Origin of the sequence: Gracilimonas tropica DSM 19535, assembly GCF_000375425.1 — a bacterium.
GTDB classification, from domain to species: Bacteria; Bacteroidota; Rhodothermia; order Balneolales; family Balneolaceae; genus Gracilimonas; species Gracilimonas tropica.
This window is the reverse complement of the sequence record NZ_AQXG01000001.1, coordinates 296,586-317,538: the sequence shown is the minus strand read 5'-3', so window position 1 is coordinate 317,538 and position 20,953 is coordinate 296,586. Positions and strand designations below refer to the sequence as shown.

At 43.9% G+C, this 20,953-nt stretch carries 15 protein-coding genes; 10 read left to right on the top strand and 5 right to left on the bottom strand.

What is annotated here, in order from left to right:
• Positions 1-118: 118 nt before the first annotated feature.
• The 4 genes from B151_RS0101415 to alaS all read right to left on the bottom strand — a co-directional run bounded on the left by B151_RS0101415 (position 119) and on the right by alaS (position 6,610).
• Positions 119-1,402, bottom strand: a complete 1,284-nt coding sequence (locus tag B151_RS0101415) for a pyruvate dehydrogenase complex dihydrolipoamide acetyltransferase (protein WP_020401802.1) — start codon at positions 1,400-1,402, stop codon at positions 119-121.
• Between the two features lie 133 nt (positions 1,403-1,535).
• A complete protein-coding gene (locus tag B151_RS0101410) occupies positions 1,536-2,519 on the bottom strand; it encodes a pyruvate dehydrogenase complex E1 component subunit beta (RefSeq protein WP_020401801.1) in 984 nt (327 codons plus the stop codon).
• A 23-nt stretch (positions 2,520-2,542) separates the two neighbouring features.
• Positions 2,543-3,643, bottom strand: a complete 1,101-nt coding sequence (pdhA, locus tag B151_RS0101405; protein WP_020401800.1) for a pyruvate dehydrogenase (acetyl-transferring) E1 component subunit alpha — start codon at positions 3,641-3,643, stop codon at positions 2,543-2,545.
• A gap of 297 nt (positions 3,644-3,940) precedes the next feature.
• Positions 3,941-6,610: an alanine--tRNA ligase gene (gene alaS, locus B151_RS0101400; protein ID WP_040516380.1), complete on the bottom strand. Its 2,670-nt coding sequence runs from the start codon at positions 6,608-6,610 to the stop codon at positions 3,941-3,943.
• A gap of 293 nt (positions 6,611-6,903) precedes the next feature.
• On the opposite strand from alaS, the gene B151_RS0101395 reads away from it, so the two are divergent.
• The gene (locus tag B151_RS0101395) at positions 6,904-7,824 is read left to right on the top strand and encodes a hypothetical protein (protein WP_020401798.1); all 921 of its coding nucleotides are present in this window, start codon (positions 6,904-6,906) and stop codon (positions 7,822-7,824) included.
• A gap of 245 nt (positions 7,825-8,069) precedes the next feature.
• Here the strand turns inward: B151_RS0101395 and B151_RS0101390 are convergent, their stop codons facing one another.
• The gene (locus B151_RS0101390; protein ID WP_020401797.1) at positions 8,070-8,825 is read right to left on the bottom strand and encodes a hypothetical protein; all 756 of its coding nucleotides are present in this window, start codon (positions 8,823-8,825) and stop codon (positions 8,070-8,072) included.
• A gap of 156 nt (positions 8,826-8,981) precedes the next feature.
• On the opposite strand from B151_RS0101390, the gene B151_RS0101380 reads away from it, so the two are divergent.
• From B151_RS0101380 to B151_RS0101340, 9 genes are all read left to right on the top strand, one after another.
• Positions 8,982-9,587, top strand: coding sequence for a hypothetical protein (locus B151_RS0101380; RefSeq protein WP_020401795.1), 606 nt, complete (start codon positions 8,982-8,984; stop codon positions 9,585-9,587).
• 6 nt (positions 9,588-9,593) lie between these two features.
• Complete coding sequence (locus tag B151_RS0101375) at positions 9,594-9,893, top strand: winged helix-turn-helix domain-containing protein (protein WP_026166412.1); 300 nt, start codon at positions 9,594-9,596, stop codon at positions 9,891-9,893.
• Between the two features lie 4 nt (positions 9,894-9,897).
• A complete protein-coding gene (locus B151_RS0101370) occupies positions 9,898-10,098 on the top strand; it encodes a hypothetical protein (protein ID WP_020401793.1) in 201 nt (66 codons plus the stop codon).
• 74 nt (positions 10,099-10,172) lie between these two features.
• A complete protein-coding gene (locus tag B151_RS17655) occupies positions 10,173-10,751 on the top strand; it encodes a hypothetical protein (RefSeq protein WP_020401792.1) in 579 nt (192 codons plus the stop codon).
• Entirely contained in the window at positions 10,748-12,058 is a 1,311-nt protein-coding gene (creD, locus tag B151_RS0101360; protein WP_020401791.1) for a cell envelope integrity protein CreD, read from the top strand. Before B151_RS17655 ends, creD begins: the two co-directional genes overlap by 4 nt.
• A 70-nt stretch (positions 12,059-12,128) precedes the next feature.
• A complete protein-coding gene (locus tag B151_RS0101355; protein ID WP_020401790.1) occupies positions 12,129-13,208 on the top strand; it encodes a flavin monoamine oxidase family protein in 1,080 nt (359 codons plus the stop codon).
• A 109-nt stretch (positions 13,209-13,317) separates the two neighbouring features.
• A complete protein-coding gene (locus B151_RS17650; RefSeq protein ID WP_020401789.1) occupies positions 13,318-14,373 on the top strand; it encodes an efflux RND transporter periplasmic adaptor subunit in 1,056 nt (351 codons plus the stop codon).
• A 12-nt stretch (positions 14,374-14,385) separates the two neighbouring features.
• Positions 14,386-17,685, top strand: a complete 3,300-nt coding sequence (locus B151_RS0101345) for an efflux RND transporter permease subunit (protein ID WP_020401788.1) — start codon at positions 14,386-14,388, stop codon at positions 17,683-17,685.
• Between the two features lie 9 nt (positions 17,686-17,694).
• The gene (locus tag B151_RS0101340; RefSeq protein WP_020401787.1) at positions 17,695-20,718 is read left to right on the top strand and encodes an efflux RND transporter permease subunit; all 3,024 of its coding nucleotides are present in this window, start codon (positions 17,695-17,697) and stop codon (positions 20,716-20,718) included.
• The last annotated feature ends 235 nt before the right edge of the window (positions 20,719-20,953 follow it).

The window sequence follows — 20,953 nt, the reverse complement described above, 5'->3', positions numbered from 1 at the left end:
AATTGAGAATAGAATCCGCTCAAATCCATGCATAATGATGAATCAGGAATAATTGCTCAAAAAAAAAGCCTTGCGTAATGTCTTACACAAGGCTTTTGGGCAAAGATAATCTTATCATCTAAAGCAACATAGAGAGCGGATTTTCCAGCAGATTCTTCACGGTATTCAGGAATTCTGCAGCTTTCGCTCCGTCCACAATTCGGTGATCGGATGAGAGTGTTACTTTCATGCGTTTCCCGGGAACTACTTCACCATTTTCCACAACCGGAACGTCACGAATAGCACCAACGGCTAAAATACATGCGTTCGGAGGATTGATGATTGCGGTAAATTCTTCAATGCCGAACATCCCCAAATTACTGATAGTGAACGTACTTCCTTCCATCTGTTCGGGTTGCAGCTTGCGGTCGCGAGCCAGTCCGGCCAACTCTCTGGTTTCGGATGAGATTTGAGCCAATCCTTTTTTATCGGAATGACGGATAACCGGAGTCATCAATCCTTCCTCGATGGCCACGGCTACGGCTACGTGCACATCTCCGTGCTGTTTGATCACATCATCGTGCCAGGAGCTGTTCACATATGGATGTCGAGTTAGCGCAACAGAACAGGCTTTCACCACGATATCATTGAAGCTGATTTTCACATCTTCATTCGCATCATTCATCTGCTTGCGGGCTGCGATCGCCGCTTTCATATCAATGTCAATGGTCTCGTAGAAATGCGGATTCGTAAACTTACTTTCTGACAGGCGACGAGCGATAGTCTTCCGCATCTGAGATACTTTGATCTCTTTGCTTTCCAGGCTTTGGAAAGTTTGTGCAGAAGCAGCTGCAGCCGGTGCAGTTTCTTTATACTCCTCAATATCCACTTTTACGATTCGACCATTCGGACCTGACCCATTCACCCGGGAAAGGTCAATTCCTTTATCTTCAGCCATTTTACGAGCCAATGGAGAAGCTAAAATTCGGCCATGTTTGCCTGTTGATGCAGCCGTATCACCTGAAGTAGAACTCTCGGATTTTGGGGAAGTCAGAGTTGCCCCGCCACCTGATGTTGAAGCCTCTTCTTTCTCCTCAGAAACACTTTCTTTTGCCTCTGATTTTTTTTCGGATTTTCCGGAACCGGAAGAACCTGCATTCTCAAGAATTTCAGAAATATCTTCACCTTCCTCACCCAACACGGCCATAAGCCCGCCTAAAGGTACTGCATCGCCTTCATCCACAAGGATTTTAAGTACCGTTCCCTCATCGAAGGCTTCAACTTCCATAGTAGCTTTGTCGGTTTCAACTTCAGCAATAATATCGCCGGCTGAGACCTTGTCTCCTTCTTGTACATTCCAGGCAGCGATAACCCCTTCTTCCATGGTATCACTGAGCTTCGGCATTTCAATCTTAATGGCCATAATCTTTTAGTCTAAACTATTGAGTGAGTTATTATTTGTAATATTTGGTCGTTCTTAAATGTAACGGGTGTAAGAGTGAAAAGGCAAAAGTGAAAGGCGAAAAATAATCAAAATGAACTTTTCACCTTTTACCTTAATTTCTGTAAGTAACCTGATTAACAGCATCGATCACTTGTTTAGCATCGGGTAACCAAGCATCAAATAGATTCTTGGCAAACGGTGCATTTACATCCGGAAGTGTAACACGCTGTACGGGGGCATCCAAATAATCGAATGCTTCGCGTTGAATCAAGAACCCGATTTCAGCTGCAAATCCTGCAAAAGGATGCGCTTCATCTACCACTACGCAGCGGTTGGTTTTTTTGATGGATTCCACGATCAGCGGCAGATCCAATGGCTTCACCGTGCGAGGATCAATAATTTCCACATCCACACCGTCTTTCTCAAGCTGAGCGGCGGCTTGTTTTGCCACGTGATACATTTTCCCATGAGCAACCACAGTGACATCACTTCCTTCACGCTTGATCTTCCCTTTTCCGATCGGGATGATATAATCTTCTTCTTCAGAGACTTCACCTTTCATTCCATACATCTGCTCTGATTCCATGAACAACACAGGATTGTCATCACGAATAGCAGATTTTAATAAACCTTTGGCGTCATCTGGTTCGGAAGTGTAAATCACTTTCAAGCCGGGGAAATGCGCATACATAGAATCGTAAGCTACCGAGTGGGTAGCTCCCAACTGACCTGCAGAAGCATTCGGGCCACGAAAAACGATTGGCATCGAAATTTGTCCACCGGTCATGTATCCCGCTTTTGATGCGTGGTTGATGATCTGGTCGGCCGCTAAAACCGCAAAGTTGAAGGTCATGAATTCCACAATGGGACGAAGACCGTTCATTGCAGCACCCACTCCAATTCCGGCAAAACCGAGCTCAGAGATGGGCGTATCGATCACGCGCTTGTAGCCGTATTTGTCTAAAAGTCCTTCTGTAGCCTTGTAAGCACCGTTGTATTCGGCAACTTCTTCGCCCATTATGAAGACTTTCTCTTCACGGGCCATTTCCTCGTCAATTGCCTCTCGTATTGCTTCTCTAAATTGTAATTCAGCCATTACTTTATATCGTCAGTTTAAAATTAGTTATGGAAATAAGGTTCGTCTTCGGTAAACATATCATCGTATAATGCTTCCTCATCTGGGAAGTCGGAATTGTCTGCAAATTCCACGGCATCCAATACTTCCTGTTCTACCTTCTCTTCTATTTCCTGAATTTCATCTTCTTTAAGAATTTTTTCGTCCAATAAATAAGACTTCAGTCTTTCAATCGGATCATTCTTTTGATAAGTCTCGAGTTCCTCCTTGGTACGATATTTTTGAGGATCCGACATCGAATGTCCGCGGTAGCGATAGGTTCGAATCTCTAAGAAATATGGTTCGGATGACTCACGAACTTCTTTTGAAACTTCTTTCATGGCCTCATACACGGAGAAAACATCCATTCCGTTCACCACTTTACTCTTCATTCCATATGCTTTGGCGCGATCCACGATCTCGGTGACCGTATGACGTCGAGCGGCTGTTCCCATGGAATAACCGTTATTTTCTACAGCAAAAATGGCTGGAAGCTTCCAAAGGTTTGCAATGTTGAACGTTTCATGCAAAGCACCCTGATCAACGGCTCCATCTCCAAAAAAGGTAGCAGAGATTCTTCCATTTTGATTGTATTTGTTCGCGAACGCAAGTCCGCCACCAATAGGTATATGTCCACCTACAATACCGTAGCCGCCCCAAAAGTGATTTTCAGTTTTGGCAAAGTGCATCGATCCGCCTTTCCCTTTTGAGCATCCGGTTTTCTTACCGAATAATTCAGCCATGCCTTCATTGGCAGTGATGCCCCGGCATAATCCCCAGCCGTGATCGCGATATGCAGTAATAATATCATCATCGTCGTTCAGCGCAAACACGGTTCCGGTTGAGATGGCTTCCTGACCAATATAAAGGTGCAAGAATCCACCGAATTTCCCTTTTTGATATTGTTGCATAGCACGTTCTTCAAATCGCCGCTGAAGGTACATTTGCTCATACATGGCTTTGAGATCATCTTCACTCAAACCAAGGGATTTGTGTTTTTTCTTGGTGGGATTAGGAAGGTCCACACCTTTTTGGACAGCACCGTCTTTTTCGTCTCCGATTCCTCGGGGTGCAAAATTAATGTCGTCTTTTTTCTTTTTAGCCATAATTATGTTTTCAAGTCATTTTTGCGTCAAATCAAAAGGGACGCAAATATATCCAATTTTTATGAAGATTTTGTGATTTGATTACAGTTGTTACAATTGCTTACTAACAATGGGCAACTTGGTTGTCATCCCGAGTTCTTCCTTATAGAAACAGGACCATAATGTTTAACACGAGGGATCTCAAATTCTACTACAGCTCAGATTCTAACTTTGAGATCCTTCGCGGAATACAAACTCAACCGAATCAAACTCCTAAGCGCTCATGATGACCCCTTTACGGGCTTGTTCTAAACTCACCTACCGAATTGATTCCTCGATCAATTCATTCACTTTTTCGAGGGCTTCAGACAGTTTTTCGGGTTGTCGTCCACCGGCCGTTGCTAAGTTAGGCTGACCGCCTCCACCGCCTCCAACTAATCTTCCAAGCTGACCCACCAAAACGCCGGCCTTCAAACCTTTTTCTTTGATGAGGTCTTGGGTTAAAGCTACCATCAGGTACACTTTACCTTCTTTCTCATCTTTGGAGCCGAGTACAATTGCGGTATTCTTCTTGGTTTTTTCGATGCCATCATAGCCAAGTTGTTTCAACGCATCCATATCCGCGCCGGCAATTTCGCCTTTGACCAGCTTGATGCCGGAATCTAATTCACCGGCATTTGCGATGAGTTCATCCAGCATGGCGCCGGTATTTTGCATCTGTACTTTTTCGAGTTCTTTCTCGAGCGCTTTTTTCTCCTCGATTAGTTTCAGTACATCAGCAGCAAGATCTTCAGTTTGACCGATTGCTCCTTTCACTCGCTGCAATAATCTCTTTTCATCGCGAAGCAGCTTATCGGCATGCATTCCACATACAGCCTCAATTCGACGAATTCCGGCAGCTACCGAGGTTTCATTGGTGAACCGGAAATAGCCGATCTCACCGGTCGCCCCTACATGCGTACCGCCGCAAAGCTCCACCGAATAGTCTTCATCAAATGTGATTACACGGACGCTTTCGCCATATTTTTCACCGAAGAGCATCATTGCACCACGGTCATTGGCTTCCTCAATGGGAACATTTCGTTCTTCCTGCAACGGGATATTTTCCTGGATCTTTTTGTTGACCAACTGCTCCACTTCATCCAGCTGTTCATCCGTCATCGCTTCAAAATGAGAGAAGTCAAACCGAAGATGATGCTCATCTACCAACGAGCCTTTCTGTTGCACATGATCTCCCAAAATTCCACGTAGAGCCGAGTGTACTAAGTGTGTAGCAGAGTGGTGTTTTTGAATTTCAATTCTTCGATCCAAATCAATACTCGCCGTCCATATTCCGGAAAGATCTTCTGGAAGCTTATCTACATAATGAATGAACTGCCCGTTGGACTTCTTCACATCCAGCACTTTAATGTATTCGTCGCCATTAGTAATAAGTCCGGTATCCGCTACCTGCCCCCCGCTTTCGGCATAAAATGGAGTGCGATTCAGTTGCAAGGCAAATCGCTCGCCTTCTTTTCGATAAGCTAAAATCTCAACTTCTGATTCGGCATTATCATAGCCTACAAATTCAAAATCATCAGTTTTTTTAAGCACATTCCATTTCTTGGAATCAGATTGATCCACCGAAAACTTCCCGGCCGCACGAGCACGCTCTTTCTGAGCCTGCATATGCTTGTTGAATCCTTCCACATCTACTTCCACGCCCCGTTCACGAGCCATCAATTCGGTCAGGTCGATAGGGAAACCGTAGGTATCGTGTAATTTGAAGGCATCTTCACCGGAAAGCTTTTTCTCACCTTCCACCATCTCATTGAACAACTCGATGCCCTGACCAAGCGTTTTCAGGAAACTCTTTTCTTCCGAGCGGATCACATTCACGATATACTCTTTCTGTGCTTTGATCTCGGGAAATACATCTTTGAATTGCTCAGCCAGCACATCTACCAACTTGTAGAAAAATGGCTCTTTAAAATCCAGCACATCCCATCCGTACCGAATAGCACGACGCAAAATACGGCGGATCACATAACCGCGACCATCGTTTCCGGGAGAAGCTCCATCGGCAATAGAAAAGGTCACTGCTCTGATATGATCAGCGATCACTCGCATGGCAATGTCTTTCTCTTCATCCTCGCCGTACGTTAAACCGGCCATGTCAGAAATCTCATCCAAAAGCGGAGTGAACACATCCGTGTCATAATTTGAAGTCTTGTCTTGCAACACCGCACAAATACGTTCGAAACCCATTCCGGTATCCACGTGCTGTGCGGGGAGTTTTTCAAGGGAGGTATCTGGTTTGCGGTTAAACTGAATAAATACCAGGTTCCATATCTCCATGACGCGGGGATCGTCCATGTTCACCAGATCTCGGCCAGGCTTTTTCTTGCGTTCTTCATCCGACCGCAGGTCAATGTGGACTTCGGAACAAGGACCGCACGGACCGGTTTCGCCCATCTCCCAAAAGTTATCTTTTTTGCTGCATTTCAGGATGTGATCATGGTTAATGGTCGTTTCGCTCTTCCATAATTCAACGGCTTCATCGTCCGCAGGCAGTCCGTCGGCTTCATCCCCTTCAAATACGGTAGCGTACAGCCGGTCGGGGTCGAGTCCCCATTTGTCCACAAGCAACTCCCAGGCCCAGCCAATGGCTTCTTTTTTGAAATAGTCGCCAAACGACCAATTACCAAGCATCTCAAACAATGTATGGTGGTAAGTATCGTGGCCTACTTCTTCGAGGTCGTTGTGTTTTCCACTCACCCGGATACATTTTTGAGTATCGGCAGCACGTTTCCATAGTTTTCCATCGTGTTTAAGAGCATCCTCTTCTCCCAGGAAAATGGCTTTAAATTGATTCATCCCTGCATTTGTGAAAAGCAATGTGGGATCATTTTTGGGGACTACAGGAGCGCTGTCAACAATGGCGTGATCTTTTTCGGCAAAGAAATCAAAAAATTCCTGACGAATCTGGGCGGAAGTCTTGTGCGACATTAATTTTGATGTGTGAGTGTTGAATTTTACAGAGCCTTGAAGATAGGAAAAATATGGTTTGAACTCATCCGTGGATTTAACCACAGAGGGCGCGGAGATTCACGGAGTTTTTGTGGGTTTGTAATTCGTGAATCGTTAATTGTAAATCGGTTTATCGCAAATAAGTTTGATTAATTACCCCATTATGCTTTTTGGCATATAAAAACTTTATACATCTGTTTTAATGTAATATTAAATTAAGTATTAGATTAATCATTGAGCAAAATTCTGTTTTCTCTTAAACCGCCAATAAAATGAATGAATCAACTATTGAAATCTATTTTGAAAGTGAGTACTCAATAAGTAAAGCAAAGAAAGCTTCTGAAGCTATATCAGACTACACATTTACAAAAACGATTGATGGAAGTAAAAGTATTAAGGTATTAGTTTCTTATAAAAAGAATACTACATTTGTTAACACTGAAGGATTTTCTGTTCCAAAACGATTTATTGATGAGTTGTCGAATTTATCAAGATTTGAGGGAGATAAACTTTCTGATGATTGTCGTGATAAAATTAATGAAATACTCAAAATAGGTAGGGAATTTGTTAAGCAAATTTTGTTAACGCTAAAATATTATCTAAATCATTATGATATCAGTGAACAACCTTTTGCAATTAGATCACAAAAATGGTGTACTAAATCTGGAGAATTAAAAGATATTCCTTCTCAAATCAATGTGATCGCTTCATTCCAGTCAATTTGCCCTTTACGTGATGATACTGCTAGACTTGTACAGCAAAATTTAGATAATAACATCCAACCTCTTGCAGCAATGCGTCATTTACATCGAGCTAAAAGTGAAAATACACCTCATCACAAATGGATAGATGCTACAATAGCAGCTGAACTAGCAATTAAAGAAGTGCTTTCAAAAGTTAATCCTTCATTCGAAACTTTGCTTTTAGAAATGCCATCACCTAGCTTGGCAAAATTATATGGTAAAATTTTAAAAGAACAGCTTGGTGAATCATCCCCTTATAGAAAAGAAATCATTAAAGGCGTACAAATCAGAAACAAATTAATTCACAGACATGATAGTCCAGATGTTGATTCTCAAAAGGCTCTCAATTACGTGAAAAATATTGAAAAGGCAATATTTCATTTGCTTTCTCTATTATACCCTAATAATCAACTTATTAAACAAACTTATGACAGAGCTCTTTTGAACTAAAAATTTAACCCATTTCCCAACGGCTGTATTTAATCGAACACACAACCCAATTTTTGATTCACGAACTCTCCCTAAAGAACTAACGGGCAAAAATTGTTCTCTTTTACTTTTCTGTCCCCGGGTTGAAACCCGGGGCTATGATTTCGGTCATCCCTACGGGATTTTTATTCTGAACTAGATTTTAGATTCATAATATCCCATAATCCACAAAATCCGCGGTTCCAAACATTAGCCTACTAATTACTTTATAGAAAGGCATTCAGCAAAGACCTGCCAATGCTTACCCACCACTCAGTCCCTGAGACATAATACCGACCAACAACCGATAAGATCAGAACAGAGATCCCAAGAAGATTTACGAGATAGATCCTTTTCTTTAAAAAGCCATCCAAAAAAAGACTCGCCATAAGAGGGATGAGCCAAACGATATATTTGAGGTATTGTGCCATTTCTATACGTGCAATGGCGGGAAAAATCAGCATAAGTGAGGCAATCAGGATCAATCTTTTATGCAGTTCAGGTTTATTTCGGTAGTACAAAGCGGGAATAAAGAAGCCCACGAATATGAGTATATCACCAAGCGGATGAATCAAAAATGAGGCGCCCCGGTCTAAGGTCCAGGCTCCGCTTTCAATTCTGGCTAAGGGCATCATAAATGCAACAACTAAGCCAAAAATAAGCATCAGGATTCCGAATACTCCACCGGCTACTCCCAATTTTCGATGAAGTTTGGTATTCCCTTTGGCCACCAGCGATACCTGAGTTAAGAGCAGTAACAACCAGCTCATGAAGATGACAGCGTGCGTATGAATGCTCCAGTGTCGAATTGGAAACTCGGTAAAAAGAAGCCCAAAATAGCTCGGCCAAAACCCGACGATCGTGAAAACCATCATATAGATCACCGCAGAGATATAGAAGAAATGGGTGATTCTCTTATTCCTGATTTTCAGGCTGCGTGAAAGCTTTTTATTCCCCCATATATGCAGATCAATATATTCCATTAAGTGAACTATGGTGATTTTCGACCTCAGATAGTACTTGATTTTGAGGAATTATGGAAATTGGAAACCTTTGATAAATTGGAGTTACAAAATATTTTTCCTCCCCTATTGCAAAGCATAAATTTCTATCTTACTTTGAAATAAAAAGTACTTTGCATGAAAGAACAACAGGATTACATTCAGGATATCGCAGAGATACGCTCTATGATGGAGCGGTCTTCAAAATTTTTATCGCTTTCAGGGTGGGCTGGAATATCGGCCGGGTTGATTGCTTTGGGTGGCGCTGCGGTGGCACATTTCGGGCTTCGGTTCACCCCGAATGAGATCGCCTATTCCTTTGACGATTTGAACAGTTTGATGCTGCTGGCCGTAGGTGTTTTAGTGCTTGCTTTGGTCTGTGCCTTACTGGATTCGCGAAGAAAAGCGCAGAAGAGAAATGAATCGGCCTGGAACGTGACGTCCAAAAGAATGCTGGCAAGTATGGCAGTTCCGCTTTTTACCGGCGGACTCCTCATTGTCATGCTGATCTCGTATGGATTGATCGGACTTATCGCTCCACTAACTCTGATCTTTTACGGACTGGCTTTGTACAATGCCGGTTTTTTCACGATCAGAGAAGTACGATTGATGGGTTTTGTTCAGATGCTATTGGGCTTATTGAATCTTGGATTCATCGAAACAGGATTGCTGTTTTGGGCCATCGGTTTTGGTGGAATTCACATTCTTTATGGTGTTTACATGCATTTCAGGTACGAGCGGTGAGCGGAAGTGAAAGTAGCATTCGACGATCTACATAAGGCGTTTGAGAACCGAATCAGGCTGGGTATTATGTCGGCACTTTCGGTCAACGACTCGCTGGATTTTAATTCCCTGAAGGAACTGCTGGAGGTAACGGACGGAAATCTGGCCACGCATATCAAAAAGCTGGAACAGGAGGAATTCATCGAAGTACAGAAGACCTTTATAGATAACAAACCAAATACCAGTTACTCTGTGACTGCCAAAGGTAAGAAAGCCTTTGAAGAACATCTTGCTGTTTTGGAACAAATCATCAAAACCAATAAATGATTTTATGAACATATCTATCTCTAACAATTTCAGATCACAGCGAATACTTTCCGCACTTATGATCTTGATTGGAATAATGTTGCTCGCTTTCATGATCGTAGTTGAGGATGAGCCTGGTGCCATTCCCTTGTTGCTGATTTTGGCGGGCTCGATCTGGCAATTCAACATCCGAAGAAAAATTCGCAAAACTTTATCCCAGGCCTAAGCAAAAAAATTTAACCTAAAACTTTGTAAATCAAAGTACTTTCAAATAACAAATAGATACAACGAGGTAATCTCATGACAAAAGACGCAAACTTAAAAAAATACAGTGTTTATCTTGCGGCCGGAACCGGTGCTTTTCTATTAATTCCTCTGATTGCCATGCAGTTTTCTGCTGAGGTTGTGTGGACACTCTCTGATTTCATTTTTGCAGGAATCTTTATTTTCGGAACGGGTATGGCTTATAAACTCATTACCTTAAAATCAGAAAAAACAATTTTTCGGGTGGCCGTGGGAAGTGCATTGTTTAGCGGTTTTGCTTTGATCTGGATCAATGGAGCCGTTGGCATCATAGGTTCAGAGAACAACGAGTTCAATATTCTGTATTACCTGGTGATCATGATTGGTATAGTAGGTGCTTTCCTTTCACGGTTTAAAGCCAAAGGACTGGCACGCACGATGTTTGCCATGGTTCTGGGACAAACCGCCATAATGGTTGCCGCTCTTTTTACCGGAATGGCGAATGTTACTCACAGCTCTGTTTTTGAGATCATCGGTGTGAATGCGCTTTTCATCACATTGTTTGCAGTCTCTGGTTTATTATTTAATTTTTCGGTTGAAGATGAGATCAAGGATCAAGAAGAGAGTCGATCATGAAAAAGCTAAAAAACTCATTGGGATTACGCCTTACCATCATTGCAGTTCTTACGCTGGTACTGCTCATCCCTTCCTTATTAATACAAAATTTGATCTATGAACGGGAAAACCGGCGGAATTCTGTAGCCCGGGAGATCAGCCAAAAATGGGGGCAGGAACAAACTGTTATTGGCCCGGTACTGAGTATTCCCTACACCCATAGCTTTACCAGCGAAGGACAAACTCAACAAACCATCAGGTATGCTCATTTTCTCCCTGAAAACCTGAATGTAAAAGGTTCAATCGCCCCAGAAGTTAGATATCGGGGCATTTATAAGGCAATCGTGTACAACAGTGTTCTCTCGTTTTCCGGAAATTTCCCTGCGCTGGATTTCGATAACCTGAATGTATCGGAAGATGAGCTGATCATGGAAGATGCTTTTATTTCAGTGGGGATTTCTGATATGACCGGAATCAAAGATTTTATCACCGTTCAATGGGATGATAAAACGTTTCAAGCCAATCCCGGAATTACCTCAAATGATATCGTGGCATCCGGCATTTCCATTGCCCCCGACTTTGATCCTAATTCTGAACACAGCTTTCAATTTGACTTAAATTTAAATGGAAGCTCAAGCTTAAAATTTGCTCCGGTGGGTAAAGAGACCATCTTAAAGCTTGAATCAACTTGGGATACACCGAGTTTTACGGGTACCTTTCTTCCCACAGAACGAGAAGTATCCGAATCCGGATTCACCGCATCCTGGGAGGTTTTACATCTAAACCGGAACTTTCCACAGCAATGGCAAGGTCCCAATACCGAGGTTTCAAATGCCTCATTTGGGGCCGAACTGCTCCTTGGCGTAGATGAATATCAGAAAACGATGCGTACCGCCAAATATGCCATCATGTTTATTTCACTGACCTTCCTCACCTTTTTCATGATCGAATTATTAGGCAAAAAACGTATTCACCCGGTCCAATATCTGCTGATTGGCTTTGCATTATTGGTTTTCTACACGCTGTTGCTTTCTATCTCTGAATACATCGTCTTTAAGTTTGCATACCTGATTGCAGCGGCGGCTATCATTGGGTTGATCTCGGTTTACTCCTTCCGCGTGGTGGGCGATGCTCTGAAAACCGGCATCGTCTCCGGCATCCTAATCCTACTGTATGGATACCTCTATATCCTCCTTCAGCTTCAGGATTATGCCTTATTGATGGGCAGCATCGGCTTGTTTGTTGTACTGGCACTGGTCATGTACCTCACCCGGCATGTTGATTGGTTTGAAGTGATGAGTAATCCATCCGGTGAAGAAATTGATTAAGCGCTAAGAAGAAAAGGCTTTATGTTTCAGTGAGGAACGATATCTTTTCTCGCTGAATTACTCTTGGCCTATGCAACACGCAGATATTCTCATTATTGGTGGCGGACTTACCGGACTTTCGCTCAATTATTTTCTCAAGGATGAAAACCTTGATATCGTTATTGTTGAGGCGAGAGATCGACTGGGCGGAAGAATTCATACGGTGGGCAATGGCCATGAGGCTCCGGTTGAAATGGGAGCAACGTGGTTTGGTCCGGCTCACACCAAGCTGAAATCGTTACTGGACGAACTTAACATCGAAACCTTTAAGCAGAAGCTGGGCGAAAAAGCGATCTATGAACCCTCTTCTATGAGTCCGCACCAATTGGTTCAGCTCCCACCAAATCAGGAATCGAGTTTTCGTGTTAAAGGTGGAACTATTTCATTGATCCGAGAACTGTCCAAATTCATGAATGATGACCACCTTTATCTAAGTTGCCCGGTTCAAAAAATCGAGAAGAAAAAAGAACGGCTGATTGTTACTGCCGATCTCGAGATTTTTGATGTTGAAATGGTGGTTTCTACCCTTCCTCCAAAGCTACTTTCGGACAGTATTCAATTGAAACCTTTGCCATCTGAAGAGCTCGCGGAAACCATGGCCAACACCCACACCTGGATGGGAGAATCCATTAAAATTGGGCTTACCTTTAGCGAACCTTTCTGGAGAGCTGACGACCTGAGCGGAACCATTTTCAGCAATGTAGGGCCAATACCTGAGCTTTACGATCATTCCAACTTTGAAGAACATAAGTTTGCGCTGAAAGGCTTTTTAAATGGCAGTTATTTTTCTGTTTCTAAAGAAGAACGAAAACAAATGGTGTTAGCTCAGCTCAGAAAATACTATGGGGACAAAACAGATCAGTTCATCCATTATCATGAAATGGTTTGGGCGAATGAGCGCTTTACCTATGCACCGTACGATCGGCATGTGCTTCCTCATCAAAATAATGGTCACGCCATGTACCAAAAGCCCCTTTGGGAAGGATCATTTTTTATTGCCGGAGCTGAGACTTCTGAGACCTCTCCCGGTTATATGGATGGAGCGGTTCATTCAGCCCAATCGGTAGCAGATCAGATAAAAAAATCATTTAATCATCTGCAAAAAAAGTAACGGGTTACAACATTGGTAACCGTTAGTGAACACACGTTCCGTAACAAAAAAAAGGATGCAGCGTAACGACTAACCGTTGGACAAAAACACAAAACGGTTAATCAAACTCATGAAAACTTTACGCTACTCCTTTCCCATTTTTTTAGCTGCCGGTCTCCTTTTCGGCACTACGGCCTGCAATAATGGCGAAGATCAAATCAATACTGATAAAGAAGAAAAAGTCATTATCCCGGTAGAAATTTCTCAGGTGAGCCGGGGAAATATTTCAGCCTATTATGCCAATACGGCCACGCTTGAAGCTGAACAAGAAGCTATGGTTGTTTCCAAAGTTCGCGGCATTGTCAATGAGATCTATGTGGAGGAAGGCGATCAGGTGCAGGCCGGACAAACCATCGCCAAAATTGAGGATGAGCAATACCGCATTGAATTAGCCCGGGCGGAAGCAACGTTGAATCGACTGGAAAATGAGTTCAACCGAAACAAACAGCTCTTTGAGCGGGAGTTGGTTTCTGCGGAAACCTTCCAGAATGCTCAATATGAATATGAATCCCAGAAAGCAGCTTATGATCTTGCCAAGCTGAATTTGGAATACACCACCATCCAATCACCCATCAGCGGAGTAGTCTCAGAGCGATTTGTGAAGAAAGGAAATATGGTTGGAACCGATCAGGATGTGTTTCATGTGACAGACTTCAGCCCGCTTCAGGCGATTCTTCACGTACCGGAACATGAAATGGCCAAGATCCGAAAAGGCCAGCGAGCTGAACTGAAAGTTGATGCCCTTCCCAATGAAATTTTTGCGGGACATGTAGAACGAATCAGTCCGGTGGTGGATTCTGAAACCGGCACTTTCAAAGTCACCGTTTATGTAGATGAAACCAAAAATATTTTACGCCCCGGCATGTTTGGCCGAGTCAAAATTGTGTACGATACACGTGAAAATACCCGCATGATTCCTAAATCAGCGATCATGTCCGAAGATCTGGCACAAAGTGTTTTTGTGGTGAAAGATTCACTGGCTTTCAAAAAAGCCATTCAAACCGGGTACACCAACGGCACCAATATCGAGGTTCTTGAAGGACTGGATGACGGAGAGATCGTAGTGACCATCGGTCAGGGAAGCTTGCAAGACAGCTCTAAAGTGAACGTCATTAACAACCTGTAAGCGGGCAATTCCATGAAGATCATCGATATTTCCATTCGCCGGAAAGTGACCATCGCCATGTTTACGGTGGGAATTTTGCTTTTCGGATTCGTTTCCCTTTCAAAACTTAGCGTGAATTTATTGCCGGAATTGAGCTATCCAACGCTTACCATCCGGACTGAATTTGAGGGAGCCGCTCCCGTTGAAGTCGAGAACCTGATCACCAAACCGGTGGAAGAAGCCGTGGGCGTTGTGAAAGGCGTGCAGCAAGTTCGATCCATCTCCCGCGCCGGACAATCGGATGTGGTTTTGGAATTTGCCTGGGGCACCGATATGAATATCGCCAACCTCGATGTCATGGCCAAACTGGATGCCGTTCAGCTTCCTTTGGATGCCGAAAAACCGGTCACACTTAGATTTGACCCTACCCTCGATCCCATCATGCGGTACGCACTTTATTATGATGAAGCTGCGGAAACCGATGAGACACAGAATGATGTCCACGTTGATTATGCAGCATTCAGTGATGCCGAAGATCTTTCCAGTCCTGAGGCCATTTCACGCCTAAAAGGATTGCGGGTTTTAGCGGATGAGCAATTGAAAAAGAACCTGGAATCCTCTTCCGGTGTTGCTTCCGTAAAGGTGAGTGGCGGTTTGGAAGAAGAAATTCAGGTTAATATCGATCAGCGCCGGCTTTCCTACTTGAATATTCCCATTGAGTCGGTAACTCAAATCCTGAGTGCAGAAAACGTAAATATGTCGGGCGGCCGACTCGAAGAAGGTTCACAGCAATATCTGGTGCGCACGCTGAATGAGTTTAAGTCTGTGGATCAGATTCGCAATGTGGTGATAGAGCGAAACGGCGAGAATACCATCTATTTGAAAGATGTTGCGGATGTGGTTCAAGCCTACAAAGAGCGCGATGCCATCACCCGACTCAACGGTATGGAAGCAGTTGAGATCGCTATTTACAAAGAGGGAGACGCCAATACCGTGGCTACTGCCGAGGCGGTTGATGCCCGGATGTCTGAGATCCGAGAAATGCTTCCACCAGAAATGAAACTCGAGAAAGTCTACGATCAGTCGGTATTCATTGCCTCTGCTGTAGATGAAGTTAAAAATGCGGGAATCATCGGAGGTATTTTAGCAGTACTGGTACTCTATCTGTTCCTGCGAAATTTCTGGACTACCGTTATTATTTCGATCTCCATCCCGGTTTCCGTGATCGCGACTTTTAACCTGATGTACGGAAACGACATCTCCCTCAACATCATGTCGCTCGGGGGGATTGCCCTTGGTATCGGAATGCTGGTGGATAACTCCATAGTGGTGTTAGAAAACATTGCAAGACATAGGGAAATGGGCAAAGGAATTGTAGAATCGGCCCGGGAAGGAGCCGGTGAAGTAGGTATGGCTGTGATCGCCTCTACTCTTACAACAGTCGCTGTATTTTTTCCATTAGTTTTTGTGCAGGGAATTGCGGGGCAGTTGTTTCGTGATCAGGCTCTGACGGTAACTTTTTCTTTGCTTGCTTCGCTTGTTGTAGCAATCACACTTATTCCTATGATGTCTTCCATTGGTGGATCAAAATCAGATCCCGAACCACTGCAGCTCAAAGAACCTAAAACTAAATTTGGCCGCGGACTCCGAGCCGTTCGCATGTTCCTGTTCTATACGATCCCAACCTACCTCACCCGGGGCATAAAATTCCTGGTACACTGGATCTCCAAGATCACCAAAGCATTGTTTTCGCCTTTAGTTTATGCATTTGATAAGTCTTACAAAGCCATAGAAGGAATGTATGAAGGGATACTAAAATGGTCTTTGGACCACAAATTTACAGTCCTGGCCTCAGCTTTATTGATCTTTGCCGGATCTTTGGCTTTGGTTCCCCGAATTGGCATTGAGCTCATTCCTCAGCTTTCGCAGGGTGAATTCAATGTGGAATTCAAACTCCCTCCGGGAACCCCTATTGAAAAAACCGACGGCGCATTAAAAGCCGTTCAAGCTTCCGCCCGAAGTTATAATAATATTCAAACCACGTTTGCAGTGGCAGGAACCGGCAACCGCATGGATGCCAATCCTGATGAAGGCGGCGAAAACTGGGGAGAAATGAACGTGACCTTAGCTTCAGGCGCTTCTTCATATGACGAAGAATCAGCTATGGATAACCTTCGTGGGTCGCTCAGTCAAATTCCCGGATTGCAGTATAAATTTGAACGTCCTGCCCTGTTCTCATTCAGCACTCCTATTGAAATTGAAATATCCGGCTTCGACCTGGACAAACTGAAACAAGCCGGCGATGCCGTTGCCAATAAACTTTCAGCTAATGATCGATTTGCAGATGTGAAAAGCACCATGGAAACCGGAAGTCCTGAGGTTCAGATCATCTTTGATCGTGATAAAGCGGCCGCTCTTGGACTCCAAGTACATGAAGTAGCTGATCTTGTGGTCAGCAATGTACGCGGTGATGTGGCTACCCGATATTCCTGGAGAGACCGTAAAATTGATGTACTTGTCCGGGCACGCGAAGCCGACCGTGCTTCCATCGCTGAAATTCAGCGTCTGATCGTCAACCCAAACAGCGAAAGACCGATTCCCCTTAGCGCGATTGCAGACGTACAGATTGCGAATGGTCCTGGCGAAATCCGTCGAGTAGATCAGCAACGGGTGGCCGTAGTATCAGCTAACCTTAATTACGGTGATCTGGGCGAAGCCGCTGAGGAAGTGGAGCGGGCTTTAGCTGATGTGACCCTCCCCTCCGGAATAATGGCACAAATTGCAGGACAAAATGAAGAAATGTCGGAATCGTTTCAATCACTGTTGTTTGCTCTCGGCCTGGCTGTATTCCTCGTTTATTTGGTGATGGCTTCCCAATTTGAATCGCTTCTTCATCCATTTATTATCTTATTTACCATTCCACTGGCTTTGGTTGGAGCTATTCTCGCGCTTTATCTCACCGGTACAACCATCAGTGTTGTTGTGTTCATAGGGCTGATCTTATTGGCGGGAATCGTAGTTAATAATGCTATCGTACTTATCGACCTTATCAACCAAATGCGTGAAAAAGGTATGGATAAGATCGAAGCTATAAAGGAAGGCGGGAAATCACGACTGCGCCCTATTCTAATGACCACCATGACCACCACACTTGGCCTGCTACCACTTGCCATCGGGTTTGGAGATGGAGCTGAATTACGTGCACCTATGGGCATCACCGTGATTGGCGGACTGCTGATCTCAACTTTACTCACCCTGGTTGTTATTCCTGTAATGTATGCCTTGATGGATCGTAAATCTTACGTACCAAAACCCGAACTTGAAACAGCCTGAAACACTGCCATGCATATTACCGAACTTTCCATACGTCGCCCGGTAACCACGCTCATGGTATTTGTGAGTTTGCTGGTGGTAGGAGTCATTGCCACTCGATTGGTTCCTCTCGAGTTTATGCCCAACATCACCTTTCCGGGGGCTTTCATTCAGATCCCATACCCAAATTCTACACCTGCCGAAGTAAATGAAAACATTGCACGGCCCATCGAAGAAGTACTGGCAACCATAAGCGGCATTGAGCAGATCAACTCTAATTCGGGAGAAAATAATGCCGGTGTAATGGTAATGTTCAAGCATGGAAACGACATTGACCTTAAGGCTATTGAGATCAAGGAAAAGATCGAGAGTATACGTCACCAACTGCCGGATGATTTTGAATACTACCAGATCTTTAAATTTCGGGATGGAGCCAATGCCTCGCTTACCTTGCGTATTTCTAGTGACCGGGATCTGTCCGATGCCTACGAATTGCTGAACCGTAATGTGAAGCAGCGCATCGAACGAATTCCCGGCGTGGGTCAGGTAGAATTATATGGTGTAGAAAAGAAAGAGATTCGCATTGAATTGGATCCGGATCGGCTCACCCAATACAATATTGATCTGAACCGGCTGAGCACTACGCTTCGACAAGCAAATTTTTCCATCTCAGCCGGAAAGATCACGGATGCCGGAATGCGCTACATGGTTCGTCCGGTTGGTGATTTAAACGGAGTTGAGGAAATTGGAGATCTCATCATAGCAGATAATAACATTCGGGTAAAAGATATTGCAGAGGTTAAATACACCTCGCCTGAAAGAGACTACGCCCGCCACCTCGATATGAAATATGCCATTGGCCTGGACATCACCAAAGAATCTACGGCCAACTCGGTGGAAGTAGTGAACCGTGTTTTAGAAGAGATCGAAGAGATCAATAAACTGCCTGAAATGCAAGGTATTGAGATCTATGAAATGTTTAATGAAGCGGAGGGAATCCTAAGCTCGCTCCGTGAATTATTCAACGCCGGAATGCTTGGGGCGCTTTTATCTGTAGTTGTATTGTACATTTTTCTTCGCCAGATAAGTACCACACTGATCGTAGCCACAGCCGTTCCCTTCTCCCTGATCGTAACGCTCGGCTTTTTCTTCTTTTTGGATATCTCACTGAATATTCTGTCCATGATGGGCCTTATGCTCGCCATAGGGATGCTGGTGGACAATGCCGTGGTGGTCACAGAAAATATTCATCGCTACCAGCGTAAAGGAGAAGGTACTTTTCGATCTGCAGTATTTGGAGCCAAAGAAGTTTCGATTGCGGTCACGGCCGGCACGCTTACTTCCATCATCGTTTTTTTGCCGAATGTGGTGAATGAAAGCATGGTTTCCCAACACATGTATTACATTGGGATGGGGATCATCATTGCCTTACTCGCTTCACTTGTAATCTCCTTAACGGTGATCCCGCTTTTAGCTTCCAGGATCCACCCTCCCGAGGAATCAAAGAAAGAAACCATCATCGACAAGCTTTCCATAAAGTACGCCATGCTTTTGGAATGGTTTTTAGAGCGACGTAAGATCTCCGTACTGTTCATCACTTTATTATTCTTGAGCGGTGTGATCCCGGCCATGTTCATGAATGTAGATATGTTCCCCAGAGTGGAAGAACGCCAACTTCGCCTTCAGTATAACCTGAATGCCTCCTATACTTTGGACACGGTAAAAGAATCGGTTGATCGCATTGAGCAGTATCTTTATAAAAATCAGGAGCAGTTCGAAATTGAATCGGTCTACTCTTATTATACTCCTGATTTTGCCGAATCTACCCTGAATCTCATTCCCGATGACGATGCAGAGAAATCGGTTACCCAAATCAAAGAAGAAATTCAGGAAAATCTACCCCAGATAGCTACCGGAACTCCTGCTTTTGAATATATCAGCCGAAATAATGCTGAACAGGTTCGGGTGTATGTACAGGGTGAATCCATGGAAGTACTTGAAGATCTCGCCGAACAAGTGGAATGGCGGCTTGGACAAATCGACGGTTTAGCGGACGTCCAATCCGAAGCCGAAACGGGAAGCGATGAAATCCGTCTCACGGTAAATCACGATCGGGCCCGTAACTTTGGGTTAACTTCCTCTGCTGTAGCTCAAATGGTTTCCGGCTCTGTACGCGGCCAAACGGTACAACGCATTCGCGGCGAAGATGGAGAAATTGATGTAGTGCTTGCTTTCAAAAAAGAAAACCGCAAAACCATCGATGATCTCAAAAATCTCCCGATTGCCATTGGCGAACAAACAGTTAAGCTGGCATCATTGGCAGACTTTGAACAAAGTCAGGGCGCGGGACGTATTTTCAGAACCAATCGAACTACTTCTTTGGGGATCGCCATTAACCTCGAAGATATCACCCCTGATGAGGCTCGGGAAAAGATCTCAAAAGTAATGGATCAGATCGCATACCCTACCGGGTACGAATGGAGTTATGGGCGCAGTTTTGGCATGAATGATGATATTGCAACTACAATGCTGTTCAATATTTTCATTGCTTTTTTCCTGATCTATCTCATCATGGCATCACTGTTTGAGTCGTTATTGTACCCAACCAGCGTACTTTCCTGCATCTTCTTTGGTGTGGTTGGTATTTTATGGTTCTTCTTCATCACCAATACCACCTTCGACCTGATGGCTTTCATTGGCATACTCATTTTGATGGGTATCGTGGTAAACAATGGAATTGTGCTGGTCGATCATATCAATCATTTGCGGGGTGAAGGACTTTCTCGCCGGGAAGCTGTTATCCAAGGTGGCAGAGACCGCATGCGCCCCATTTTGATGACTGCAGCAACCACCGTTCTGGGATTAATTCCATTATGCATTGGTACCACACAAATTGGTGGCGAAGGCCCTCCCTATTTTCCTATGGCCCGGGCTATTGTTGGCGGACTTACTTTTTCAACCATCGTAACACTACTGGTACTTCCATCTATTTATGTGATATTGGATGATATTAGAATCTGGACTTCAAGAATTCTAAAAGCCGCACGTAGTTAAAACTAACGTTTGACATGATACATCAGAAATCGCCTTCGGCATTTTAAATTTTTAGTCAGAAAATACGAGCTGGATAAAGCAAAGCACAACCCCGATACCGATTTGTAAATGACTTTTATAAAGCCAATGAGTTAACTCTTCAAATCTGATGAAAGTATTGGCCATCTCCGACTCCAAAAAGTCAACAACTTTCCTCCGTTTCTTACAGATCAAACCAAAGAGCTTCTTAAAAATA